This window comes from Parerythrobacter lacustris (genome assembly GCF_024626475.1).
GTDB classification, from domain to species: Bacteria; Pseudomonadota; Alphaproteobacteria; order Sphingomonadales; family Sphingomonadaceae; genus Parerythrobacter_A; species Parerythrobacter_A lacustris.
Window position 1 is genome coordinate 467,399 of record NZ_JANKHH010000007.1, and the last position, 22,326, is coordinate 489,724.

Sequence of the window (22,326 nt, forward strand, 5' to 3'; positions counted from 1 at the left end):
AATGGGACAGGAATTTTCCCTCGCAATTGGTGTGTTGGCGGGGTAACACAGCCTGAATGGCTTCTATTTTCCAGCTGTTCCGCAAGGGGGATAAGGCAAACCGCGCGCCGCCGGCGCATCGCGGGTTTTATGCGCTGTACGAATCGCAACAGCGCGAACCCGACGAGGATGAGGACGGCCTGCCGCTGTACCGTTCGGGTTCGCGCGCGCCGGATTACGACGAGTGGGATCGCCGCCTCGAGCAGCTCGAACAGCAGGTCGACCAGACCCGGCCCAAACTGCGCTGGTGGAAGCCAGCATACTGGAAGGGCCGGCGCAAGCGCTGGTGGGCGGGGAGGATCGTCGCCGGTTCCTTCCTCGCTTTCATCCTCCTCGTCGCCTGGCTCGCGATCACCGCGCCGCTGTCGAAATCGCTCCAGCCCATCGCCCCGCCGCAGCTGACGCTGGTCGCGGCGGACGGCACGCCGATTGCGCGCAACGGCGCGATCGTGGCCGATCCGGTCAAGGTATCCGATTTGCCGCCGCATGTGGTCGACGCATTCCTGTCGATCGAGGACCGGCGGTTCTATTCGCACTGGGGGGTCGATCCGCGCGGGATCGGACGGGCGGTGTTCACCGGGGTCGGCGGCGGCAGCACGATCACCCAGCAGCTCGCCAAATTCACCTTCCTGACCCCCGAGCAGACACTGACCCGCAAGGCGCGAGAAATGCTGATCGCCTTCTGGCTCGAGAGCTGGCTGACCAAGGATCAGATCCTCGAACGCTATCTCTCCAACGCCTATTTCGGCGACAACGTCTACGGCCTGCGTGCCGCCTCGATGCATTACTTCTACCGCAAGCCGGAGAAGCTGAAGCCCGAGCAGGCGGCGATGCTGGCAGGGCTGGTGCAGGCCCCGTCGCGGTTCAATCCGCGCAAGAACTACGATGCGGCGGAAAAACGCATGCACATGGTGCTCGATGCGATGGTGGCGAACGGGAAGCTGACCGAAGCCGAAGCGGCTGCTCTGCCATCGCCCCGGATCGACAACCGGACGAAGAACGACCTGCCCACCGGCACCTATTTTGCCGATTGGGCCCTGCCCGAGGCGCGCAAGCTGACCCAGAGCGGTTATGCCAGCCAGACGCTGACCACGACGCTCGATTCGCGGCTGCAGAATATCGCCCGCCGCGTGGTCACGCGCGCGCCGCTGGGCGAGGCGCAAGTGGCCCTTGTGGCGATGCGGCCCAATGGCGAGGTCGTCGCGATGATCGGCGGCAAGGATTATTCCGCCTCGCCCTTCAACCGCGTCACCCAGGCGAAGCGCCAGCCCGGATCGACCTTCAAGCTGTTCGTCTATCTCGCCGCGCTCGAAGCGGGGATGGAGCCGGATGACCTGATCGACAACACCGCGATCGAACAGGGCAGCTATCGCCCGAAGAACGCGAGCGAGAACTACAGCGAGAGCCTGACGCTGGAGCAGGCCTTCGCGCGGTCGAGCAATGTTGCGGCGGTTCGCTTGTTCGACCGGGTCGGCAGCGATGCGGTGATCCGGCAGGCGCGCGCACTCGGCATAAAGTCGCCGCTGGCTGAGGGCGATCCCAGCCTCGCGCTCGGCACCTCGACCACCACTTTGCTCGAAATGACCGCTGCCTATGCCGGGATTGCCGGCAACAGCTTCCCGGTCGAACCGCGCGCTTTCCCGGCGGAGGAAGAGGGCTGGCTCGACTGGCTGTGGAGCGGGACCGACAGCTATGGCTCCTCGACCCACACATCGATCGAGCAGTTGCTGCGCGCGGCGATCAATGCGGGGACCGGCCGCGCGGCGATGCTGCGCGGGCCGAACTTCGGCAAGACCGGCACCAGCCAGGAAAACCGCGACGCGCTGTTCATCGGCTATGCGGGGGACCTCGTGGTCGGCGTATGGATCGGCAAGGACGACAATACGCCGCTGAAAGGTGTGAGCGGCGGAGGATTGCCTGCCCGCATCTGGCGCGACTTCATGCAGCAGGCGCTGGGCGAAGTGCGCGAGCCCAGCAGGCGCGAAACGCCGCAGCCGAACCCGAGCGGCCCGATCCAGCCGATGGACGATATACCCTTGGGCGAGGGCGGCCCGACCATGAGCATTGGCGAGAACGGGGTCACCGTCTCTACCGAGGTACAAGGGGTTCCGCTCGACCTGCGGCTCGACGACGGTGGTTTCTCGGTACAGCCGCGCGAGCCCGAGCCGGCGGAAAACTAGACTTCGGGACTTACGACCAGAATGTTCATCACCGCGGTCGCGACAGGGCGTTTGCGGTCCTCTTGCCATGCCTCGACCGTCAGGTTGGCATTTCGCCTGCCGAGTTTGGTGATCCGGGCCTTCGCGTAAGTGGTCCGGTTCTTCGCGGCGGAAAGGAACTGGACGGTGATGTTTACCGGCTTCAGTTGGGGCTGGACCTCGCGGTCTGCCAGCGCGCTGCGCAGCGCGGCATAGCCTGCGGTTTCGAGCAATCCGCTCGTCGCGCCGCCATGGAACACCCCCGGTCGGCCCTCGACATTGGGCGCGAAGTCCACCGCGACGATCGGCAAGCCATCCTCTAAGGAGTCGACGGCGATACCCATCGAACGTGCGTAGGGCGGAAGCTCCGCCATTTTCTCATTGCGGGACACGGCGCGTATCCCCCGTGATGGTCATGAAAACCCCGGCGATATTGGCCACCGGATCGCCGGGATCGCCATCATGCGCTACCCCGCGCACGAAGGCGGCGGAGCGGGTGACCTTGTAGCATTCGGCATGCCCCACCACCGCCGCCCGCGCACGCGCCGGCCGCTGGTAGTCGACCCTCAGGTCCAGCGTGGCGATCGCCGCGAATTCCTTGCGCGCGGTCCAGATGCACAGGCCGGATGCCATGTCCATCAGGCTGACGATCGGACCCGAGGCAAGGACATGCCGGTCCGGCTCGCCCAGCAGGTCTTCGCGCCAGGGGAGTTCCAGCTCGACCCAGTTGTCACCCGCCGCCACGAACCGCAGCCCGAGCCACCCGGCGTGGCCATGCCCGAGCAGGAATTTCGCCGCGCGCGCGGGATCGAAACGGGCAACTGTCGATGTCATCCCATTCGCTTAGGAGGAGGGCGGATGGACTTGCAATCTTCTAATTTCCTTGGCGGCGTTGCGACCCGCAATCTCGACCAGCAGCGCAGGCATTCCGTCTGCGGCTGCCAGACAAGGGGGAATGACCATGCACCTGCCCAAAATCGACCTGTCCAGCCTGCCCGACCTGCCGGAGGCCAGCGGCGCTTTCGGTTCGCTGTCCGACCTGGCTACTGCAACCACCGATGACCGGATCCTGATCATCATGGTTTACATCTATGAAATGATCCCGCCCGAAGCTCTGGTCTTCTGAACGGCGATGCGGGTCGATCCGGCAATCACGGCGTTGCGGGGGGATGTCGCTTCGCAGCGCCGGTCGCAAGCGGCGCTCGAGGCAGTCAAGGCGGCGTGGCGGGCCGATGCCGGGGCCGGTGTGGTCGAAGGGCTGCAGCGCTACGCGCAGGGCGCAAAGCTGGGGGATTGCGCCATGCTGGCGGCAGAGTTCCTCGGATCGGACCTCGGGCGTATCCGGGAGCTTCTTTCCGGCTGGCTCGACTGCCTTTCGCGTCATCCTTTCGGCCATGTCCCTGCGCGCCATCAGTACTCCGGCGGAATCGGATTGATCCAACTCGCCGAGTCCGGCGGGGCGGCATTGTCTCTGGTGCTGCACGAGGCGAGCTCGGCGCAAAAGGAACCTCGCACGGTCAGCTTCGTCGATGCTGAACGGCACGAATTCGTCCTCGCCGGTAAAGGTTGCGCCTCGGGTTATCGCTGGAGCGGCCGCGACGGCGATCAACCCGAAAGCCGTCAGCTTTCGCTCGAACCGGGATCCTTGGTCGCTTTGCCGGATCGGTATCAGGCGAAGCAGGTCGTTCGGGTCGACCAGTCGCTGGTCATGCTGCGCCTGAGCAGGGCACCCGAACGGCCTCGACCGAGCGTCGAGCTATGTCTAGCGGATGGCCGGATCGTCCATCGCGCCACCGGGGACCGGCGCGAAAGTTGCCGGGAAATGGCGATGGCCGTGCTGACCGCAATGGGGCGGACCGATGCGGTGCCTGCGCTCGCAGCACGTGCTTTGCTCGGGGGGTGTGAAGAGCGGTGGCAGACACTGCGGCACTGCCTGGCGCTCGACGGCAGCGAAGGCATGCGGTTGTTGCGAATGGTCGCGAGCGACACGACCGATCCGCTCAATGCCAGCGCGGCCCAGCTGCTTGCCGTGCTGGCACAGCGTTTTCCGGAATTCGCACAGGATCGGCCCGTAGCGTGCCACGCGTAATAGACGTTCCGACCGACGACCGGCAGATGGGGGTCGAAGAGTGTGCCTCCGCAATTGCAGCCATAGGATTCGACCCCGCCTGCCCCGGCATGGTCGACGAAGTCGCCGGCCTCCTCCGAGCGCTCGGCGCGAACCGCACCTTCCTTGGCGACGGGCTCGTCGAACTGCTGGCCGAAAGCGGGAAGGGCGAGACACCGCAAAGCGCCTACAGCCCGCAATCGATCATGCTGACTTCGCCGCGCAACGGCTTTTTCCTGCGCGCCAACATCTGGCCGTCCGAACAGGACAGTTGCTTCCGCCGGAGCGGGGCACACAATTTTGCCTATGGCGCGGCGCATGATCACAATTTCGATTTCCTGACCTACGGCTATTTCGGGCCGGGCTATCGCAGCGACTATTACGAATACGATTATCACACGGTCACGGGCTATCGCGGCGAGCCAGTCGGCTTGCGCTTCATCGAGCGCAGTGCGCTTTCGCCGGGCAGGCTGATGCACTACCGGGCGCATCGCGATGTCCACGCGCAACTGCCGCCGGACAGTCTCTCGGTGTCGCTCAATGTCATGGCCTGCGAACCGGCGCAGGGATGGCATGACCAGTATGGCTTCGACCTCACGCGCGGAACAGTGAGCAGGGTGCTCAATAGCGGTTCGACGGAAACCTTGCTGCGCATTGCCGTGGCGCTGGGTGACGAGGAGGGAGTCGGCTTGGCCGAAGACTGGGGGCGCAACCATGCGAGCGACCGGATTCGGCTCGCGTGCTTCGAAGCGCGGGCATTAGCTGCGCATGATCCGTCCAACCGCGACACGATCTGGCGCGAGGCCGAGCGTTCGGGCAGCTTGCTGGTGAAAAAGGAAGCCGAATTGCGGCGGCGCGAATCAGCTTAAAAGGCGCTTCCGGCCAGCGCATCGATTGCGCCCTGCAGGATGATCGCGGCGGCATGGCTGTCGATCCGCTCGGCGCGCTTCCTGCGGCTGAAATCCTGCCCGATCATGTCGCGCTCGGCGCTCGCGGTCGACCAGCGTTCGTCCCACAGCAGGACCGGCAGATCGAGCGCCTGCGCGAGGTTGCGGGCATAGGCGCGGCTCGATTGCGCGCGGGGGCCTTCGCTGCCGTCCATGTTGCGCGGAAGGCCGAGCACGATGCCCCTGATCGCGCGTTCCTGGACGATGGCGGATAGTGCAGCGGCATCTCTCGAGAACTTGCCCTTGGGCAGGGTCTTGCCCGCGGTTGCGAAGCTCCATGCGGCATCGCAGGTTGCGATGCCGAGGGTCTTGGTGCCGAGATCGAGCCCCAGCAGTGCGCCGCCATCGCCCACTGCGGCGCCAAACTCGCTGGCGCTTTCGGTGATCAGGACGTCTTGCCCCATGCCTCGACCCGCGCGATGACATCCTGCTGCACGTTCTTCCAGAACAGCGGGATGTCGTAGACATGGTAATTGTTCCCCGGCAGCACTGCGCTGCCGACTTCGGGCGGATCGCCGATCAGCAGCAGTCCGCGCTCATCGCAGCGCGCGGGGACTGCTGCCGGGATCAACTCGCCGGTCGAATAGTCGGCCTCGGGCACCAGTGTCCCGAGATTGCGCTCGGCCGGTGCCTCGCCGTTGACCGAGCCGGTTAGCGGATTGATGCACAGGATCCGGCTTTCGCCCCGCGGCTTGCCATCGAAACCGATCGATCCGGCATAGGTCTCGAGCAGCGCGCTTGGGTCCGCCGGCTCGGCGAAGCTCGACCAGCTCAGAATGCAGCCCGGTTGGCCAGGTGTCGCGCAAGCCGGGAAGCCGAGGGCAGGGAGATCTTGCTCGACCGAAATCGGCCAGCCGATTGCATACACTGCGGCAACTCTCGGAGCGATGTCGCTGCCCGCTACCTCTTCGCGCAGCAACCGCAACAGGTGGAGGGCACCCTGACTGTGTCCGACCAGTACGATCGGCGTGTTCTGATCCACGCTGGCCACGAAGAAGCCGTAAGCTTGTTTCACATCGCGATAGGCGGCATCGATCGCCTTCTGGCCTTCCTCCCCCTTGGTGAGGAAACTTCCCATCGTTGCCTGACGGTATCTCGGGGCCCAGATCTCGCTTGCTGCGTTGAACGGGCTGGCCATGCCCTTGACGTAGATTCTGGCGACGTTCTGCGACTGCGGGTCGTCTATCGGCGCGTTCCAGTTTGCGCGGTCGAGATAGCTGGTCGGGTGGATGAAAAAGACCGCGAAATCGGGGGCGTCGTCCACCGGAAGCGGCATGGCCACCCCGTCGCGAACTTGGGCAGGCTGCCAGCGCGCCGGATCGCCCGTTCCCATCCCGGGGCGCGACAGCCACATCTTCGGGTCGTTATAGGCGTTGGTGTCGAGCGGTTGCTGCTCGACGAAATCGCCCGACGGCACCAGAGCGAGCTCGGTCAGTTCCTTCGACCAGATGGTGAGCGCGATCAGCCCCAGCACCGCAACCATGATCAGCCCGGCAACGAGATAGAGAAACTTGCGCGCCACTATGAACCCTCTGACATCATTGCCTGATATGCCTCTTCATTGCGTTCGGCCCGCCGTTCGAGCGCGACCTTGATCATCGCCAGCAACGGGTCCGCCAGGAACAACCCGAGGATGCCGAACAGGATCCCCATGATCAGCTGCGAAGCCAGCACCATGGCCGGGGCGAGGTCGACCGTCTTCTTCGCAATCAGCGGGATGATCACATAGCCATCGAAGGTCTGGACAAGGAAATAGACGATGATGGTGTAGATACCCATGTCCGTCCCGCCGGAAAAGCCGACCATCACCATCAGTCCGCCCGCGATGAGTGCGCCAAGGTTGGGGATGAAGGCGAGCAACCCGGTCAGGATCGCCAGCAGCGCCGCCATCGGCACCCCGTAAAGCGCGAGCATGATCCAGGTGAAAACCCCTTCGAACACCATGCCGACGAGCCTGCCGGCCATCAGGCGCCGCATGGTGTAGCCCATCCGCGAAGCCGTTTCGAAGAACTCGGCACGGCGGTGCCGTGGCAACATCCAGGCCACCGAACGTTCGTAGAGTTGCGGCTCCATGGCGACATAGATGCCGATGATCGCGATCAGGAAAATCGTGCTTAGCCCGCCCAGCAGCCCGCCAATCGCGCGGGTAACCGTGCCGACGCCGCTCATCAGATTTCCGGCAATGCCCTGCAGATCGGTCTGGCTGACGTCGAAACCCTGCGTTTGCAGCCACGCGATCCCGGCATTGATTTGCGCCTGCACGATGGTCGGCAGCGCCGCCGCCTCGCGCGAAATCTGCGAGCCGGCGTACATCGCCAGCCAATAGAAAAATCCGGCGGTCGCCCCGATCACGATCAGCACCAGCCACATGCGGCTGAGCGGCAGGACCCGGCCGAGCAGGCGCGCTCCGCCGTCGATCATCGCAGCGAACACCATCGCACCAAAGATCACCAGCAGCGATTGCGAGATATAGATCGCGAGGATCACTGCCCCCACGACCAGCGTCCAGACGAACGCCCGCTGGGCTTCGAACCGCAATTCAGGATTGTCGATCCGCGACGGGCTCGATCCGAGATCGTCGTTCCCGGCGGCCTCGTGCGGATCGCTCATTCGCTTGCCTTGCTCTCGTCGATGGTCGGACGCAGTGTCGTCCATGCGCGCTTCCCGCGCAAGGCACCCGGCCAGGTCAAAGGGTTCCAGCTGGCCGTGCCATCGAGCGAAAAGGTGATGAACTCGGCCCGCCCGCCGACATTCTCCAGCGGCACCGGGCCGCCCAGACCCTGTTCCAGATCGGATGCACGGCTATCGGCTGAATGGTCGCGGTTGTCGCCCATCATGAAGATGTGTCCGGAAGGAATTTTCGTGGGCGGATATTCGTCGAGTCTTTGCCGAACGTGATCGATCACCAGATAGGTCGCGCCATTGGGCAATGTTTCGCGCATGACCGGGAGCTCGTAGACCTCGCGCCCGTCCTCCAGCGTTTTGCGATAAACGTCGAAATAGCCGAGGCAGGTGACCTGGTCGCACAGTTGCGCATCGTCCACCGGGATGCGGATTGCCGGTTCGACTTCCTGCGGAACCGGCTTGCCGTTGAGGATGATCTGCCCCTTACGCACTTCGATCGTATCGCCCGGCAGGCCGACCACGCGCTTGATATAGTCCTCGTCGCGGCTCGGCGGCACGGCGATCACCACGTCGCCATATTCGGGTGTGCCCGGCCAGACGCGCCAGTCGCCGCGCGGCAGGACGTGGAACGATGCCGAGACCCACGACCAGCCGTAGGGATATTTGCTAACCACCAGCCGGTCCCCGACCAGCAGGTTGGGCACCATCGAGGTCGACGGAATGTAGAATGGCTTGGCGATGAAGCTGTGGAAGCCGAGCACCGCGAGCAGCATCAGCGCGAGGCCGCGGATTTCAGCGAGCCAGTTGATCGGTTCTTTCGTCTTGTCGGTCACGGCGGAGGGTTCGTTACTCAAAGCAGGCGCGCCTCGATGATGACATAGGCCTGCGCCCATGGATGGTCGTCGGTGAGGGTAAGGTGAATGACGGCCTCATGGCCATCCGGGGTGATTTCGGCAAGCCGTTTCGCCGCGCCGCCCTCGAGCTTGAGTGTCGGCGCGCCCGAGGGCGCATTAACCACGCCGATATCCTTCATGAACACCCCGCGCCGGAAGCCGGTGCCGACCGCCTTGGAGAATGCCTCCTTGGCGGCGAAGCGCTTGGCGTAAGTTCCGGCGATGGTGAAGGGACGCCGCCGTGCCTTGGCGCGCTCGACATCGGTGAAGACGCGGTTCTCGAACCGTTCTCCGAACCGATCGAGCGAGTTCTGGATGCGCTCGATATTGCACAGGTCGGAGCCGACACCGATGATCATGGTTTGTTTGCCATTCGCACGCCCATCCGGGCGTACGTCCTCGGCGCTGTTTCGACCCGTGCCGGGTCGAGCGCCTGCGGGCGGGCAGTCGCCCTTGCGGCCCATCGGGCCGTCGTCCCGAAACAAGCAAGCGGGGAAGCGCCGGGCGCGGCGCGACCAGCGACGCCAGCGCGCGACTGCGCGCCGCCGCCTCTGCGGCGAAGCCAAGCGGGCCGGATGGCCCGCACCCGGCGTTTGAGGGGCGAAAGCAAAAGACTCACCGCGCCTCATCCATTATTTCGCGCATCTGGCGCACCGCTTGTTCAAGCCCAACGAACACCGCCTCGCCGACGAGGTAATGCCCGATGTTGAGCTCGGCGAGCTGCGGGATCGCGGCGATCGGCTGGACGTTCTCGTAGGTCAGCCCGTGGCCCGCGTGCGGTTCGATGCCGTTCTTGGCGGCAAGGGCGGAGAGATCGGCAATGCCCTTCAGTTCGCTCGCGACCCGCTCCCGGTCGCCATCGAGGAAGGCGTGGGCGTAGCCGCCGGTATGGAATTCGACCACCGGCGCGCCGAGCCGCAGCGCGGCATCGAGCTGGCGCTCGTTGGCCTCGATGAACAGGCTCACCCGGATGCCCGCCTCCTTGAGGCGGTCGATAATCGGCACCAGCGTGTTGTGCAGCCCCGCCGCGTCGAGCCCACCCTCGGTGGTGCGCTCCTCGCGCTTTTCGGGCACGATGCAGGCGGCGTGCGGCTTGTGCCGCAAGGCGATCGCCAGCATCTCCTCGGTCGCCGCCATCTCGAGATTGAGCGGCAAGTCGGTCGCCGTCTGGATGCGCGCGAGGTCTTCGTCGCGGATATGCCGCCGGTCTTCGCGCAAATGCGCGGTGATCCCGTCGCCGCCGACCGCCGCGACGATCTCCGCCGCGCGCACCGGATCGGGATGATCGCCCCCGCGCGCGTTACGGATGGTCGCGACGTGGTCGATGTTGACCCCGAGACGAAGACGACCGCTCACTACTTCCGGCTCCCCGGCTTGGTGACGGGCACGGCGGCAAGCGCCTCCGGCACCTCGTCGTCGGCGTAGGTCGGGAAATTGATTTCGACCAGCGGATAGAACGGCACGCCGAGATCGACCGAGCCGGCGGAACGGTCGATCAGTGCGACTTCGGCCAGCACCTCGCCGCCCTCGCGCGAGACAGCCTCGATCGCCTCGCGGCTCGACAGGCCGGTGGTGACCACATCCTCCACCATCAGCACCCTGGTGCCGGGTGCGAGCGCGAAGCCGCGCCGCAGGTGGAACACACCGTCCGGGCGTTCGAGGAACATCGCATCCTTTCCCAGCGCTCGGCCCATCTCATGGCCGATGATCAGCCCGCCCATTGCAGGCGAGATCACCGCGTCGATCTGGCTGCGCAACTCGCGCGGCAATCTGGCCGCCAGAGCGACTGCCAGCCGCCCGGCGCGTTCGGGATTCATCAGCACCCGCGCGCATTGCAGATAATAGGCGCTGTGCCGCCCGGAGGAGAGCATGAAATGGCCTTCGAGCAAGGCCCCGCAAGCGCGGAATTCGGACAGGACTTCATCTTCGGTCATGGGGAAAGTCGTTAGCCCTTCAATGGTTGGAATCGACATGTCGCCAGAGGGGCAACAGCACTTGCGGATTTTTCTCCTATAAGCGCTTGAGACGGGGGGCAAGCATGCGTATAGGCCGCGCATTGTTCCCCCCTTCCGGGGGCTGAGCGGCTGTATTCGGTCGCATCCGGTTACTGGCAGAGAGCATTGAAAACAATGAGTTTCGGTAATTCGCCCAAGGGGGCACAGCGACTGGCGACGACGCTTTGGGCGGCTTTATTGCTGGCGTTCGCGCCGCAGGCCGCGATGGCACAGGCTGCGCCACCCGCGCCGGTCGAAACCGCCGCCGCTACGGAAACCGTGGCTGGACCGGCGACCGATGCCGCAGCCGCTCCCGCAACCGACGCAGCCTCCTCCGCCGCAGCAACGGGCGATTCGAGCTACACCCCGCTCGGGCCGGAGCACATCAAGGGGCAGCCGACTGCCAAGGGCTGGGATGTGCAGCAGCAGTATTCGCCGATCGGTCACCAGGCCAATCAGCTGCATATCGGCCTGATTTGGGTGATGGCGATCATCAGTGCGTTCGTTCTCGGCCTGCTGCTGTGGGTGGTTATCCGCTTCAACAAGAAGGCCAACCCGACCCCGTCGAAGACCACGCACAACACGCTGATCGAAGTCGTGTGGACGGTGGTGCCGGTGCTGATCCTCGTCGCCATCGCGATCCCCTCGATCGACCTGCTCGCCAAGCAGTACGAAACCCCGCCGAAGGACGCGGTCACCGTCAAGGCGATCGGGTACCAGTGGTACTGGGGCTATGAATATCCCGACAACGGCGGGTTCGAAGTCGTGTCGAACATGATGCCGGAAGACGAGGCCGAAGCGAAGGGCTTCCCGGGCCAGCTCGAGGTCGACAACCGCATGGTCGTGCCGGTCAAGACGCCGATCCGCCTGCAAACGACTGCGGCCGACGTGATCCACTCCTTCGCCGTTCCGTCGCTGTGGTTCAAGCTCGACGCGGTGCCCGGCCGGATCAACGAGAAGCTGCTCTACATCGAAGAGCCCGGCATCTATTACGGCCAGTGCTCGGAACTGTGCGGCATCAAGCACGGTTACATGCCGATCGCGGTCGAAGCGCTGCCGCGCGACCGGTGGGAGGCCTGGGTCCGCAGCAAGGGCGGCACCGTCCAGGGTGACGCGCCCGCAGCCGCGCCGGCCGCAGCAGCGCCCGCCGCCGCCGCGACCCCGGCCGCCGCAGAGACGCCCGCCGCCGCTGCACCGGCTGCGGCCGAATAGACATAAGCATTCGAAAAGAGCGATAGAGACTGACCATGGCCACCACCGCTGAAGGTTTCGACATCCACCACGATGATCACGCGCATGACGCGGATCACAAGCCGGGCTTCTTCGCCCGCTGGTTCATGTCGACCAACCACAAGGATATCGGCACGCTCTACCTGATCTTCGCGATTTTCGCGGGGATTATCGGCGGTGCGCTGTCGGGCATCATGCGGATGGAACTGGCCGAACCTGGCATCCAGTACCTCGGCTGGTACGTCGACATGATGGGCGGCGAAGCGAGCTTCGAAGCCAATCTTCATGCTTGGAACGTGATCATCACCGCGCACGGCCTGATCATGGTGTTCTTCATGGTCATGCCGGCGATGATCGGCGGCTTCGGCAACTGGTTCGTGCCGCTGATGATCGGCGCGCCGGACATGGCCTTCCCGCGCATGAACAACATCTCGTTCTGGCTGACTGTCGCAGGCTTCCTCAGCCTGTGCATCTCGCTGTTCGTCCCCGGCGGGGCGGGCGGTAACGGTGCGGGTGTGGGCTGGACGGTCTATGCACCGCTTTCGACCAGCGGCTCGACCGGGCCTGCGGTGGACTTCGCGATCTTCTCGCTGCACCTTGCCGGTGCCGGCTCGATCCTCGGCGCGACCAACTTCATCACCACCATCTTCAACATGCGCGCGCCGGGCATGACCCTGCACAAGATGCCGCTGTTCGTTTGGTCGGTGCTGGTCACCGCCTTCCTGCTGCTGCTCGCGCTGCCGGTGCTGGCCGCCGCGATCACCATGCTGATCACCGATCGCAACTTCGGCACCACCTTCTTCGATCCGGCGGGCGGCGGCGATCCGGTGCTGTACCAGCACCTGTTCTGGTTCTTCGGCCACCCCGAAGTCTACATCATGATCCTGCCGGGCTTCGGCATGATCTCGCAGATCGTCGCGACCTTCAGTCGCAAGCCGGTGTTCGGCTACCTCGGCATGGCCTACGCCATGGTCGCGATCGGCGTGGTCGGCTTCGTCGTCTGGGCGCACCACATGTATACCGTCGGTCTCGACGTGAACACCAAGATGTATTTCACCGCCGCGACCATGGTGATCGCCGTGCCGACGGGTGTGAAGATCTTCAGCTGGATCGCGACGATGTGGGGCGGCTCGATCGAGTTCAAGAGCCCGATGGTGTGGGCGATGGGCTTCATCTTCCTGTTCACCATCGGCGGCGTGACCGGCGTCTATCTTGCCAATGGCGGCGTGGACGATGTGGTGCACGATACCTACTTCGTCGTCGCACACTTCCACTACGTGCTGTCGATGGGTGCGGTGTTCTCGCTCTTCGCCGGGTTCTACTACTGGTTCCCCAAGATGAGCGGCAAGATGCACAGCGAGTTCCTCGCCCACCTGCACTTCTGGGTGTTCTTCATCGGGGTGAACATCATCTTCTTCCCGCAGCACTTCCTCGGCTGGCAGGGCATGCCGCGCCGCTATCCGGACTATGCGGAAGCCTATGCCTACTGGAACGAGATTTCCTCGATCGGCTACTACGTCATGGCCGGCTCGATGCTGATCTTCTTCGCCAACCTCGTCTACGCTTTCGTGGCGGGCAAGAAGGCGGAAGGGAATTACTGGGGCGAAGGCGCAACCACGCTCGAATGGACGCTGTCGAGCCCGCCGCCGTTCCACCAGTTCGAAACCCTGCCGGTGATCGAGGACCACCACGATTACCACGACCATGGCGGGGCCGCCGACATCACACCTGCCCGCGCCTGATCGGGGCCGACAGGAACGAAACGCTTCCGGCCGGCCCGCAAGGGTCGGCCGTTTGCTTGCAAGCCGCGAGGTAAGCCATGCCCGAAATGCGCCACATCGAAGTCGGAGAACTGACGCTGCGCTGCGCGGTAGAAGGCACGGGGCCGCTGGTGATCATGGTCCACGGCTTTCCAGAAAGCTGGTACAGCTGGCGCCACCAGCTCGGCCCCGTCGCCGAAGCGGGCTTCACCGCCTGCGCGATCGACGTGCGCGGCTATGGCGGATCGGACAAACCGGAGCCGGTCGAAGCCTATGCGATGGAGCGGATCGTCGGCGATCTGGTTGGGCTCAAGCAGGCGCTCCAGCCCGATGCGCCCGCCATTCTGGTGGGGCACGATTGGGGCGCGCCGATCGTATGGAACACCGCGCTGACCAACCCGCAGCATTTCCGCGCAGTCGCCGGCCTGTCGGTCCCCTTTGCCGGGGTGCCGAGCCGCCCGTTCACCGACGTGTTCCGCGAGCATTTCACCAGCCAGGGCCGGTTCTTCTACCAGGAATATTTCCAGCAGCCGGGCGTGGCCGAGGCCGAAGCCGAGAAGGACCCGCGCGACTGGGTGCAGCGGATGATGTATTCGATCAGCGGCGATGTGCCGCCGGGCGATTACTGGAGCAAGCCTCTCGGCGCGACCTTCCTCGAAGGCTTGCCCGATCCGCAACCGGTGCCGTGGCTGACCGAGGCGGACATGGACTTCTACGAGGGCGAATTCAAAGCCTCGGGCTTCCGTGGGCCGCTCAACCGCTACCGCAACCACGAAGCCGACCATGCATGGCTGCAAGGCTGGAACGGCCAGCGGATCGAGCAGCCAGCGCTGTTCATTGGCGGCACGCGCGACCCGGCGACCTTCCTGTTCGGCGCGGTGACCGATCCCGTCGGAATGATGAAGCTGTTCGCGCCGCAGGTCGAAGGCCATGTGCTCGACGGGGTGGGCCATTGGACCCAGCAAGAGCGGCCAGGCGACGTGAACGCGCTGCTGATCGACTGGCTCGGCCGGATTTGAACGATTTGTGGTCCCGTGAGCGGATGTTTCGCGATGCCTGGCCGGCCCTTCAGGAAATAGAGGCAGATGGCTGGGTTGCACGGCTGACCGGTGGCGACACGCGGCGCGTCAATTCGATCAACCCACTTGGGCCCGAACACGGCGATGTACGGGACGCTCTCAAACAATTTGCTCCCGCTTATGCCAAAGCTGACTTGCGAATGATTGTCAGGGTGCCGGATTTTTGCGCCAGAGCCGATGCGGACTTGGCAACTGCTGGGCTGGCGGTCGAAGGGACGACGCGAACCCTGTCGGCGTCGCTGGCAGGCCGCACTATTCCCGAAGGTCCCAATTTCGAGATCAGCAGCGAACTGTCACCCGATTGGCTCGCGGCCCGGGTGGGGCCGCACGGCGATCCTGCGACGGCCGCGCTGCTGGCCAAGATTACGGTTCCGGCACTTTTCGTTACGGTAAAGCGCCAGGAAGATGTCGCCGCCATCGGTTTTGCAGCGCTGGGTGACGGCATTGCTGTCATCGAATCGATCCGCACATTGCCAAAGTTTCAACGGCGCGGATTGGGGCGGCTGTGCATGGAGGCGTTGCTAGGCGCATCAGCCCGGGCCGGGGCGAAGACGGCGTGCCTCCAGGTCGATGCCGCCAATAGCGCCGGTCTGGCGCTTTACACCGGGCTTGGCTTCGACCGCCACCTCTACGACTATCATTATCGCGTTCCGGCATGACCGGTTTCACTTCATTCTCGCGCCCGAGGCGCGTATAGGCGCCCCAAGAATCATGACCACTGCGACCACCTCGACCGTTTCGCTCCCTGCGGACTGGCGCGATTTCTTCGCGCTGACAAAACCGCGCGTGATGACTCTGGTGATCTTTACCGGCCTGTGCGGCCTGCTTGCTGCACCGGGCACCATCCATCCGGTGATCGCCTTCACCGCGATCCTGTGCATCGCGGTGGGTGCGGGCGGCGCGGCGGCGCTCAACATGTGGTGGGAAGCCGATCTCGATGCCGGGATGAAGCGGACCGCCAAGCGCCCGATCCCGACCGGGCGGCTGAGCGCGGTCGACGCGCGAGATTTCGGCCTGATCCTTAGCGGCATGTCGGTGATGGTGATGGGGCTCGGCGTGGGCTGGCTCGCGGCAGGCATCCTCGCGTTCTCGATCTTCTACTACGCGGTGATCTACACCATCTGGCTCAAGCCGCGCACGCCGCAGAACATCGTCATCGGGGGCGGGGCGGGGGCCTTCCCCCCGCTGATCGGCTGGGTCGCGGTGACCGGCGATATCACCGCGATGCCGGTGCTGCTGTTCGCGATCATCTTCATGTGGACCCCGCCGCACTTCTGGGCGCTCGCGCTGTTCGTGCAGATCGACTACGCCAAGGTCGGCATTCCGATGATGCCGGTGGTCAAAGGCGAGAAGTCGACCCGCTGGCAGATTCTGCTCTACGCCGCCCTGCTGGTGCCGGTCGCGGCAGCGCCGTGGTTGATCGGCGGGACCGGGGCGATCTACGGGATCGCGGCGCTGGCGCTGTCCTTCGCCTTCCTCGTCCTGTCGGTCCCGGTCGCGCTGCGCGTCGCCGAGCCGGGCGATGCGATGAAGCCCGAAAAGCGCCTGTTCAAGTTCAGCATCCTCTATCTTTTCGCGCTGTTCGCCATGCTCGTCGTCGACGCGGCGCTGCGCAACCAGGGACTCCTCGCATGACCCCCGAAGAACAAACCGAAGTCCGCCGCCGCCAGAAGAGCCGCAACTGGGCACTGGGCGGCGTGCTGCTGTTCATGGTTGTGCTGTTTTATGCCATCACCATTGTGCGAATGGGATAAGTGATGACGACGATCGCGCTCGAGAAGAAGAACAACCGCACCGCGCTCTATGCGCTGCTGGGGGCGCTCGCGATGCTCGGCCTCGGCTATGCCGCGGTGCCGCTTTACCAACTGTTCTGCCAAGTCACCGGCTTCGGCGGGACGACCCAGCGCGCCACCGATGCGGAGGCGAACGGAGCCGCAGCGCGCGCGGCCGGCGAGGAAATCTCGATCCGGTTCGACGCCAACACCGCGAACGACATGCCGTGGAGCTTCAAGCCGGTGCAGGTAACCCAGTCGGTTCGCATCGGTCAGCGCCAGCTCGCGTTCTACACCGCGCGCAACGACAGCGACGTGCCGATCACCGGCGCGGCGACCTTCAACGTCGAACCCGAGCAGACCGGGCGCTACTTCAACAAGATCCAGTGCTTCTGCTTCACCGAGCAGACGCTGCAGCCGGGCGAGGAAATCCGCATGCCCGTGCTGTATTTTGTCGACCCGGCGATTCTCGACGACGAGAACGCGAAGGGTGTCGAGCAGATCACCCTCAGCTACACCTTCCACAAGGCGATCGAACAGAAGACCGCATCGGTGGGTGAGAAACCCGCTTCGTGACACTGGACCTGTCCGCTTCGCGCGATTAAGGGCAGGCCAACAGTTCTGACAGGACGAGAGACCCATGGCTGGCGCTAAGAACCACGACTATCACATCCTTCCGCCCGACATCTGGCCGCTGATCGGCTCGATCTCGGCACTGACCTTCACCAGCGGCATGGTGCTGTACATGCACGAGATGGCCAACGCTTACCTCGTGCTCGGCCTCGGCATCGCCGGGCTGATCGCCACCTTCTTCAGCTGGTGGGCCAATGTGGTGAAGGAAGCGCAGACCGGATACCACACGCCGGTGGTGCAGCTGCACATGCGCTACGGCATGATCCTGTTCATCGCGTCCGAAGTGATGTTCTTCGTCGGCTGGTTCTGGGCGTTCTTCGATTTCGCGCTGTTCCCCGCGCCGCTCGAACTTGTGGACGGTGAATGGGTCAACCGCATCGGTGAAGAAGGCGCGGCAGCGCTCGCGGTCTTCCCGGCCAACGGGCTCGAGGTGCTCGACCCCTTCAGCCTGCCGCTGCTCAACACGCTGATCCTGCTGTGCTCGGGCACCACGGTCACCTGGGCGCACCATTCGCTGATCCATGGCGACCGCGAAGGTCTCAAGAAGGGGCTGTGGCTGACGATAGGTCTCGGCATCCTGTTCAGCGCGATCCAGGCCTACGAATATGCCCACGCGCCGTTCGGCTTCGGCGGCAATACCTACAGCTCGGGCTTCTACATGGCGACCGGGTTCCACGGCTTCCACGTGCTGGTCGGGACGATCTTCCTGATCGTCTGCCTCGCCCGCACCTACAAGGGCCACTTCACCCCGCGCCAGCACTTCGGTTTCGAAGCGGCGGCATGGTACTGGCACTTCGTCGACGTGGTGTGGCTGTTCCTCTTCGTCGCGGTCTACATCTGGGGCGGCTGGGGCGCACCGGTCCACGGATGACCTCCGACAATCCGGACAATGCGAAGGGGCAGCCCGGCTTGGCCGAAGCTGCCCTTTCCGGTCTTTGCCCGCGATGCGGTGCACCGACGCTGTTCGAAGCGATCGCCCAATTCGCCCCGCGCTGCCCGAACTGCGAACTGGATTATACGGGCTTCAACGTCGGCGACGGGCCGGCGGCGTTCCTGACGCTGATCATCGGCGGCGTGGTCGTCGGGCTCGCGCTGTGGCTCGAAGTGGCGGTTGGCCCGCCATTCTGGATCCATGCCTTGTTGTGGATCCCGGTGGTGGTGCTGTCGGTGTTTGCGGGTCTGCGGTTTGCCAAGACCTGGCTGATCTACGCCGAGTATCGAAACAAGGCGGGCGAGGCGGGAAGAGACTCGTGAACTGGCGTGAAGTTCCCCTCGTATCCAGCGTGATTGTGCTGGCAGCCGTACTAACAATGATCGGCCTCGGCATCTGGCAGCTGAACCGGCTGGAAGAGAAGGAAACGCTGATCGCACGCTATGCGGCGGTGCCGGTCGATGCCGCCCGGATCGACTATCCCCCTTCGGATCAGATCGAAGCCTCGCTCTATCGCCCGGTGCGCGCAACCTGCGAAAAGGTCGCCAGCATCCTCGGCGTCGCGGGCCAGAACCGGCTCGGCATGAGCGGCTTCTCCCATGTTGCGGAATGCACGCTCGAGGGCGGCATGGAGGCCAAGGTCGCGCTCGGCTGGTCGCGCAATCCGCAGTCGCCCGAATGGAAGGGCGGGGAGGTGCTGGGTATCCTCGGCCCTGGCGGCAAGATCGTCGCCGACCCGCCGCTTGCCGAACTTGGGCCCTTGGCCAAGCCCGATCCGGCGGATATTCCGAACAACCATCTGGCCTACGCCGGGCAGTGGTTCTTCTTCGCGCTGACCGCGCTGGTCATCTACTTTCTCGCCCTGCGCGTGAAGCTGCGCCGTTCGGCGTGAGCAGGGGAACTTGGCGCGCGCCAAGCCTCGCTCGCTTGCCCGGCGCGGCGCGCGCGGCTAACCGCCGGACACGATGAAATACGTCTCTACCCGCGGCAGCGCCCCGGCGCTCGATTTCGAAGGCGTGACGCTCGCCGGGCTCGCTTCGGACGGCGGGCTCTATGTGCCCGAGGCCTGGCCGCAGTTCAGCGCCGCCGAACTCGCCGCGATGCGCGGGCTGCACTACGCCGAACTCGCCACGCGGGTGATGCTGCCGTTCGTCGCGGGCAGCCTGAGCGAAGACCAATTGCGCGACCTGTGCCGCCAAGCCTATGCCCGCTTCGCGCACGCTGCGGTGGTGCCGCTCAGGCAGCTCGACGAACAGCAGTGGCTGCTCGAGCTGTTCCACGGCCCGACGCTGGCGTTCAAGGACGTTGCTCTGCAACTGCTCGGCCTCCTGTTCGAGACTTTCCTTGCGCGCAGCGGCGACCACCTGACCATTGTCGGCGCGACCAGCGGGGATACCGGCAGCGCGGCGATCGATGCGGTTGCGGGTCGCGAGCGAGTCGATATTTTCATGCTCCACCCCGACGGCCGGGTGAGCGACGTCCAGCGCCGCCAGATGACCACGGTGCTCGCCCCCAATGTGCACAACATCGCGATCGACGGCAGCTTCGACGACGCGCAGGCAAGCGTGAAGCGAATGTTCAACGATCCGGCGATGACCGGGCGGTTCCACATCGGCGCGGTCAATTCGATCAACTGGGCGCGGCTGATGGCACAGGTGGTGTATTATTTCGCCGCCGCGCTGCAATTGGGCGCACCTGAGCGCAAGGTTGCGTTCAGCGTGCCGACCGGAAATTTCGGCGACGTCTTCGCCGGATATGTTGCGGCGCAGATGGGGCTGCCGATCGAGCGGCTGATCGTCGCAACCAATGTCAACGACATCCTCCACCGCGCTCTGTCGGACGGCGACTACTCGGCAGGCGAGGTCACACCCACCGCCGCACCGTCGATGGATATCCAGGTCAGCTCCAATTTCGAGCGGCTGTTGTTCGACGTCGGCGGGCGCGACGGCTCAGCCTTGGCCGAGCAGATGCGCGGCTTCGAGGCGACCAGGGCCATGCGCCTGACCAATGCGCAGCGCGAAGGTGCGGCAACGCTGTTCTCCAGTGCTCGCGCCGATGCTGACGACACGGCGCGCGCGATGCGTTGGGCATACGAGCAATGCGGCGAAGTGATCGATCCGCACACCGCGATCGGTCTCCATGCGGCGCGCGCGGCAGGCATCGCGACGGATATCCCGGTCGTGACTCTGGCGACCGCGCATCCCGCCAAGTTCCGCGATGCGGTCGAACGTTCGACCGGCGTCCGCCCGCCGCTACCCGCCCGGGTAGGCGATCTGTTTGCGCGCGAGGAGCGCTACGATCGCCTGTCAGGCGATTACGACGACATCGCCGCCTATGTCGCCGAACGCGGCACCGAGTCCCGCTGATGGCGGAATTGTGCGAGGAGCCCAGTCTGCTCGCAGGCGAGGGATGGGACGACTACGGCCTCGTCGACAGTGGCAACGGGCGCAAGCTCGAACGCTACGGCCCGTACCGCTTCATCCGCCCCGAGCCGCAGGCAATGTGGCAGCCGCGCCTCGCGGACTGGCAGGCTCACGGCGAATTCGTCCCCGGTTCGGATGAGGACGGCGGAGGGCGTTGGCAGTTCGAACGGCCTGTGCCCGAAGCGGGCTGGCCGCTGGGGTGGAACGAAGCGAAGTTCACCGCGCAGTGCACCCCGTTCCGCCATTTGCAGTTCTTCCCCGATATGGCTCCGGTGTGGGAATGGATGGGTGAACAACTGGGCGAGCGAACCGATGCTGAGACGCTCAACCTGTTCGGCTACACCGGTGTCGGCTCGCTCGCGCTCAGCCGGTACAGGCGCGTCACTCATGTCGATGCGTCGAAGAAATCGGTCGCCCAGGCGCGCGAGAACGCTGCGCTCTCGGGCATGGAGGACCGCCCGATCCGCTGGCTGGTCGACGATGCGGCGAAGTTCACTGCGCGCGAGGTGCGGCGCGGCAATCGCTACGACGGAATCATCCTCGACCCGCCGAAGTTCGGGCGCGGGCCGACCGGCGAGGTCTGGCGGATCGAGGAAGGGCTTGCGCAGTTGGTCGGCGACTGTGCACAGGTGCTCGATGCCGATAGCCGGTTTCTGTTCCTCACCGTCTACGCCGTGCGCATAAGCAGCCTCGCCATCGCCGGGCTGCTGGCGGAAAAGCTCGCCCATCTGCCGGGCGTCATCGAACATGGCGACCTCGCCGTGCGTGAAGAGGGCGAGAGCGGCCGCCTGCTGCCGACCGCGATCTTCGCGCGCTGGAGCAATACCGCATGAGGTTCGACAACAAAACTGATGACGAGATTGAGAGCTGGGCTCGGAAGTATGAAGAGGCAAATAAGGCTGACGATCCCGCCTATATGCTGCTAGTTGAAGAGAGGACAAAACGGCGGCAGAAGAAGCAGAAGCTCGACTTCGGGAAGTCACTCGATCATCTAAAATGTTGCGCTATCGCAGGAGAATTCACATCCTACGGCAAGCTAGCCGAGGCGAGCGGAGTCACATGGCAAGCTGCCAGACATCAAATGAATGGGGCATACGGTCACTTAGACACTTTGCTGGGCGAATGCCGCAGGGCGGATTTGCCTTTATTGACTGCAATTTGCGTAAACCAACAAAACTTGCAATTGGGCACATTGGGTGAAGAAGCGCTCTTGGGCTTCGCTGATGGAGCACGCCGAGTAGGCTATGAGGTGATTGATGCGGAAGGATTCCATAGCCAGTGTGTGAAGGAGTGCTTCGAGTGGGGCAAAGCTCAGAAGTCATGATCGATTCGCTCACCCTCGAAGTCGCCGATCTCGAACACGATGTCCTGACCGGCATCTATTCGGAAGAAACCGGCAAGCCGCAGCCGCTGCGGATTTCGATCAGCGCGCAGATGCGGGTGGCCGAACGCTACGAGCCGGATACGCCGCTCGAAGCGAGCAAGAACTATATGGACCTCAAGTTTGCGGCGACCGATGCCTTGCCGCCCGGAGTGCATTTTAAACTGATCGAAGCCGTGGCGGACCACATCTGTGAAACCCTGTTCCTGCAGGATGAGCGGGTCGAAGCGGTGACGGTCAAGATCGTCAAACTGGCGATCGCCGAGAAAGACGAGAAGATCGGCATCACCCTGACCCGGCATCGGAGATAGCGC

Annotated in this window: 27 protein-coding genes; 18 read left to right on the forward strand and 9 right to left on the reverse strand. The window is 64.5% G+C overall.

The window, feature by feature from the left end; all coding sequences use genetic code 11:
• The first annotated feature begins 56 nt into the window (after nucleotides 1–56).
• Entirely contained in the window at nucleotides 57–2,219 is a 2,163-nt protein-coding gene (locus tag NSO95_RS14170) for a transglycosylase domain-containing protein (protein ID WP_257596960.1), read from the forward strand.
• Here the strand turns inward: NSO95_RS14170 and NSO95_RS14175 are convergent.
• Complete coding sequence (locus NSO95_RS14175; RefSeq protein ID WP_436278042.1) at nucleotides 2,216–2,581, reverse strand: PaaI family thioesterase; 366 nt, start codon at nucleotides 2,579–2,581, stop codon at nucleotides 2,216–2,218. The two genes, NSO95_RS14170 and NSO95_RS14175, sit on opposite strands and share 4 nt — an antisense overlap.
• A gap of 34 nt (nucleotides 2,582–2,615) precedes the next feature.
• Entirely contained in the window at nucleotides 2,616–3,071 is a 456-nt protein-coding gene (locus tag NSO95_RS14180; protein ID WP_257596962.1) for a PaaI family thioesterase, read from the reverse strand.
• Nucleotides 3,072–3,198: 127 nt separating this feature from the next.
• Here NSO95_RS14180 and NSO95_RS14185 point away from each other — a divergent pair, with 127 nt between their 5' ends.
• Genes NSO95_RS14185 through NSO95_RS14195 form a run of 3 tightly spaced genes read left to right on the forward strand, consistent with a single transcriptional unit; the run spans nucleotide 3,199 to nucleotide 5,213 of the window.
• The gene (locus NSO95_RS14185; protein ID WP_257596963.1) at nucleotides 3,199–3,363 is read left to right on the forward strand and encodes a hypothetical protein; all 165 of its coding nucleotides are present in this window, start codon (nucleotides 3,199–3,201) and stop codon (nucleotides 3,361–3,363) included.
• Nucleotides 3,364–3,369: 6 nt separating this feature from the next.
• Nucleotides 3,370–4,326, forward strand: a complete 957-nt coding sequence (locus tag NSO95_RS14190; RefSeq protein ID WP_257596964.1) for a hypothetical protein — start codon at nucleotides 3,370–3,372, stop codon at nucleotides 4,324–4,326.
• Nucleotides 4,314–5,213, forward strand: a complete 900-nt coding sequence (locus tag NSO95_RS14195) for a transposase (protein WP_257596965.1) — start codon at nucleotides 4,314–4,316, stop codon at nucleotides 5,211–5,213. Before NSO95_RS14190 ends, NSO95_RS14195 begins: the two co-directional genes overlap by 13 nt.
• Here NSO95_RS14195 and ruvX read toward each other — a convergent pair.
• The 7 genes from ruvX to pyrE form a co-directional block, all read right to left on the reverse strand.
• Nucleotides 5,210–5,695, reverse strand: coding sequence for a Holliday junction resolvase RuvX (ruvX, locus tag NSO95_RS14200; RefSeq protein ID WP_257596966.1), 486 nt, complete (start codon nucleotides 5,693–5,695; stop codon nucleotides 5,210–5,212). The genes NSO95_RS14195 and ruvX overlap by 4 nt on opposite strands.
• The gene (locus tag NSO95_RS14205; RefSeq protein WP_257596967.1) at nucleotides 5,677–6,813 is read right to left on the reverse strand and encodes a DUF3089 domain-containing protein; all 1,137 of its coding nucleotides are present in this window, start codon (nucleotides 6,811–6,813) and stop codon (nucleotides 5,677–5,679) included. Before NSO95_RS14205 ends, ruvX begins: the two co-directional genes overlap by 19 nt.
• On the reverse strand, nucleotides 6,813–7,946 hold the full coding sequence (locus NSO95_RS14210; protein WP_257596968.1) for an AI-2E family transporter: 1,134 nt from the start codon (nucleotides 7,944–7,946) through the stop codon (nucleotides 6,813–6,815). The genes NSO95_RS14205 and NSO95_RS14210 overlap by 1 nt, the downstream gene beginning before the upstream one ends.
• A complete protein-coding gene (lepB, locus tag NSO95_RS14215; RefSeq protein ID WP_436278043.1) occupies nucleotides 7,898–8,809 on the reverse strand; it encodes a signal peptidase I in 912 nt (303 codons plus the stop codon). Before lepB ends, NSO95_RS14210 begins: the two co-directional genes overlap by 49 nt.
• Complete coding sequence (acpS, locus tag NSO95_RS14220) at nucleotides 8,767–9,168, reverse strand: holo-ACP synthase (protein WP_257596970.1); 402 nt, start codon at nucleotides 9,166–9,168, stop codon at nucleotides 8,767–8,769. The genes lepB and acpS overlap by 43 nt, the downstream gene beginning before the upstream one ends.
• Before the next feature lie 256 nt (nucleotides 9,169–9,424).
• Nucleotides 9,425–10,165: a pyridoxine 5'-phosphate synthase gene (locus NSO95_RS14225; RefSeq protein WP_257596971.1), complete on the reverse strand. Its 741-nt coding sequence runs from the start codon at nucleotides 10,163–10,165 to the stop codon at nucleotides 9,425–9,427.
• On the reverse strand, nucleotides 10,165–10,743 hold the full coding sequence (pyrE, locus tag NSO95_RS14230; RefSeq protein WP_257596972.1) for an orotate phosphoribosyltransferase: 579 nt from the start codon (nucleotides 10,741–10,743) through the stop codon (nucleotides 10,165–10,167). Before pyrE ends, NSO95_RS14225 begins: the two co-directional genes overlap by 1 nt.
• Before the next feature lie 195 nt (nucleotides 10,744–10,938).
• Between pyrE and coxB the strand changes: the two genes are divergently transcribed.
• From coxB to NSO95_RS14300, 14 genes are all read left to right on the forward strand, one after another.
• Entirely contained in the window at nucleotides 10,939–12,015 is a 1,077-nt protein-coding gene (coxB, locus tag NSO95_RS14235) for a cytochrome c oxidase subunit II (protein WP_257596973.1), read from the forward strand.
• Nucleotides 12,016–12,050: 35 nt separating this feature from the next.
• Nucleotides 12,051–13,775 (forward strand): cytochrome c oxidase subunit I, encoded by a 1,725-nt coding sequence (gene ctaD, locus NSO95_RS14240; RefSeq protein ID WP_257596974.1) that lies wholly within the window; start codon nucleotides 12,051–12,053, stop codon nucleotides 13,773–13,775.
• An 86-nt stretch (nucleotides 13,776–13,861) separates the two neighbouring features.
• Nucleotides 13,862–14,812: an alpha/beta fold hydrolase gene (locus tag NSO95_RS14245; RefSeq protein WP_257596975.1), complete on the forward strand. Its 951-nt coding sequence runs from the start codon at nucleotides 13,862–13,864 to the stop codon at nucleotides 14,810–14,812.
• A 23-nt stretch (nucleotides 14,813–14,835) separates the two neighbouring features.
• Nucleotides 14,836–15,531, forward strand: coding sequence for a GNAT family N-acetyltransferase (locus NSO95_RS14250; RefSeq protein ID WP_257596976.1), 696 nt, complete (start codon nucleotides 14,836–14,838; stop codon nucleotides 15,529–15,531).
• Between the two features lie 52 nt (nucleotides 15,532–15,583).
• A complete protein-coding gene (locus NSO95_RS14255; RefSeq protein WP_257596977.1) occupies nucleotides 15,584–16,507 on the forward strand; it encodes a heme o synthase in 924 nt (307 codons plus the stop codon).
• Nucleotides 16,504–16,626 carry a cytochrome c oxidase system small membrane protein gene (locus NSO95_RS14260; RefSeq protein WP_257596978.1) on the forward strand — a complete coding sequence of 41 codons (123 nt, stop codon included), beginning with the start codon at nucleotides 16,504–16,506 and terminating at the stop codon, nucleotides 16,624–16,626. The genes NSO95_RS14255 and NSO95_RS14260 overlap by 4 nt, the downstream gene beginning before the upstream one ends.
• 3 nt (nucleotides 16,627–16,629) lie before the next feature.
• Entirely contained in the window at nucleotides 16,630–17,220 is a 591-nt protein-coding gene (locus NSO95_RS14265; RefSeq protein WP_257596979.1) for a cytochrome c oxidase assembly protein, read from the forward strand.
• A gap of 64 nt (nucleotides 17,221–17,284) precedes the next feature.
• Entirely contained in the window at nucleotides 17,285–18,148 is an 864-nt protein-coding gene (locus NSO95_RS14270; RefSeq protein ID WP_257596980.1) for a cytochrome c oxidase subunit 3, read from the forward strand.
• A complete protein-coding gene (locus tag NSO95_RS14275; protein ID WP_257596981.1) occupies nucleotides 18,145–18,531 on the forward strand; it encodes a DUF983 domain-containing protein in 387 nt (128 codons plus the stop codon). Before NSO95_RS14270 ends, NSO95_RS14275 begins: the two co-directional genes overlap by 4 nt.
• Nucleotides 18,528–19,100 (forward strand): SURF1 family protein, encoded by a 573-nt coding sequence (locus NSO95_RS14280; protein ID WP_257596982.1) that lies wholly within the window; start codon nucleotides 18,528–18,530, stop codon nucleotides 19,098–19,100. Before NSO95_RS14275 ends, NSO95_RS14280 begins: the two co-directional genes overlap by 4 nt.
• A gap of 73 nt (nucleotides 19,101–19,173) precedes the next feature.
• On the forward strand, nucleotides 19,174–20,574 hold the full coding sequence (gene thrC, locus NSO95_RS14285; protein WP_257596983.1) for a threonine synthase: 1,401 nt from the start codon (nucleotides 19,174–19,176) through the stop codon (nucleotides 20,572–20,574).
• Complete coding sequence (locus NSO95_RS14290) at nucleotides 20,574–21,464, forward strand: RsmD family RNA methyltransferase (RefSeq protein ID WP_257596984.1); 891 nt, start codon at nucleotides 20,574–20,576, stop codon at nucleotides 21,462–21,464. Before thrC ends, NSO95_RS14290 begins: the two co-directional genes overlap by 1 nt.
• The gene (locus NSO95_RS14295) at nucleotides 21,461–21,955 is read left to right on the forward strand and encodes a hypothetical protein (protein WP_257596985.1); all 495 of its coding nucleotides are present in this window, start codon (nucleotides 21,461–21,463) and stop codon (nucleotides 21,953–21,955) included. Before NSO95_RS14290 ends, NSO95_RS14295 begins: the two co-directional genes overlap by 4 nt.
• Nucleotides 21,952–22,323 (forward strand): dihydroneopterin aldolase, encoded by a 372-nt coding sequence (locus NSO95_RS14300; protein WP_257596986.1) that lies wholly within the window; start codon nucleotides 21,952–21,954, stop codon nucleotides 22,321–22,323. Before NSO95_RS14295 ends, NSO95_RS14300 begins: the two co-directional genes overlap by 4 nt.
• The last annotated feature ends 3 nt before the right edge of the window (nucleotides 22,324–22,326 follow it).

Excerpts from the sequence above, each read along its gene's own strand:
- NSO95_RS14170 (WP_257596960.1), top strand. The coding sequence starts at position 57 with ATGGCTTCTATTTTCCAGCTGTTCCGCAAGGGGGATAAGGCAAACCGC.
- NSO95_RS14175 (WP_436278042.1), bottom strand. The coding sequence starts at position 2,581 with ATGGGTATCGCCGTCGACTCCTTAGAGGATGGCTTGCCGATCGTCGCG.
- NSO95_RS14180 (WP_257596962.1), bottom strand. The coding sequence starts at position 3,071 with ATGACATCGACAGTTGCCCGTTTCGATCCCGCGCGCGCGGCGAAATTC.
- NSO95_RS14185 (WP_257596963.1), top strand. The coding sequence starts at position 3,199 with ATGCACCTGCCCAAAATCGACCTGTCCAGCCTGCCCGACCTGCCGGAG.
- NSO95_RS14190 (WP_257596964.1), top strand. The coding sequence starts at position 3,370 with ATGCGGGTCGATCCGGCAATCACGGCGTTGCGGGGGGATGTCGCTTCG.
- ruvX (WP_257596966.1), bottom strand. The coding sequence starts at position 5,695 with ATGGGGCAAGACGTCCTGATCACCGAAAGCGCCAGCGAGTTTGGCGCC.
- NSO95_RS14210 (WP_257596968.1), bottom strand. The coding sequence starts at position 7,946 with ATGGACGACACTGCGTCCGACCATCGACGAGAGCAAGGCAAGCGAATG.
- lepB (WP_436278043.1), bottom strand. The coding sequence starts at position 8,809 with ATGGGCGCAGGCCTATGTCATCATCGAGGCGCGCCTGCTTTGAGTAAC.
- acpS (WP_257596970.1), bottom strand. The coding sequence starts at position 9,168 with ATGATCATCGGTGTCGGCTCCGACCTGTGCAATATCGAGCGCATCCAG.
- pyrE (WP_257596972.1), bottom strand. The coding sequence starts at position 10,743 with ATGACCGAAGATGAAGTCCTGTCCGAATTCCGCGCTTGCGGGGCCTTG.
- coxB (WP_257596973.1), top strand. The coding sequence starts at position 10,939 with ATGAGTTTCGGTAATTCGCCCAAGGGGGCACAGCGACTGGCGACGACG.
- ctaD (WP_257596974.1), top strand. The coding sequence starts at position 12,051 with ATGGCCACCACCGCTGAAGGTTTCGACATCCACCACGATGATCACGCG.
- NSO95_RS14245 (WP_257596975.1), top strand. The coding sequence starts at position 13,862 with ATGCGCCACATCGAAGTCGGAGAACTGACGCTGCGCTGCGCGGTAGAA.
- NSO95_RS14250 (WP_257596976.1), top strand. The coding sequence starts at position 14,836 with ATGTTTCGCGATGCCTGGCCGGCCCTTCAGGAAATAGAGGCAGATGGC.
- NSO95_RS14255 (WP_257596977.1), top strand. The coding sequence starts at position 15,584 with ATGACCACTGCGACCACCTCGACCGTTTCGCTCCCTGCGGACTGGCGC.
- NSO95_RS14260 (WP_257596978.1), top strand. The coding sequence starts at position 16,504 with ATGACCCCCGAAGAACAAACCGAAGTCCGCCGCCGCCAGAAGAGCCGC.
- NSO95_RS14265 (WP_257596979.1), top strand. The coding sequence starts at position 16,630 with ATGACGACGATCGCGCTCGAGAAGAAGAACAACCGCACCGCGCTCTAT.
- NSO95_RS14270 (WP_257596980.1), top strand. The coding sequence starts at position 17,285 with ATGGCTGGCGCTAAGAACCACGACTATCACATCCTTCCGCCCGACATC.
- NSO95_RS14275 (WP_257596981.1), top strand. The coding sequence starts at position 18,145 with ATGACCTCCGACAATCCGGACAATGCGAAGGGGCAGCCCGGCTTGGCC.
- thrC (WP_257596983.1), top strand. The coding sequence starts at position 19,174 with ATGAAATACGTCTCTACCCGCGGCAGCGCCCCGGCGCTCGATTTCGAA.
- NSO95_RS14290 (WP_257596984.1), top strand. The coding sequence starts at position 20,574 with ATGGCGGAATTGTGCGAGGAGCCCAGTCTGCTCGCAGGCGAGGGATGG.
- NSO95_RS14295 (WP_257596985.1), top strand. The coding sequence starts at position 21,461 with ATGAGGTTCGACAACAAAACTGATGACGAGATTGAGAGCTGGGCTCGG.
- NSO95_RS14300 (WP_257596986.1), top strand. The coding sequence starts at position 21,952 with ATGATCGATTCGCTCACCCTCGAAGTCGCCGATCTCGAACACGATGTC.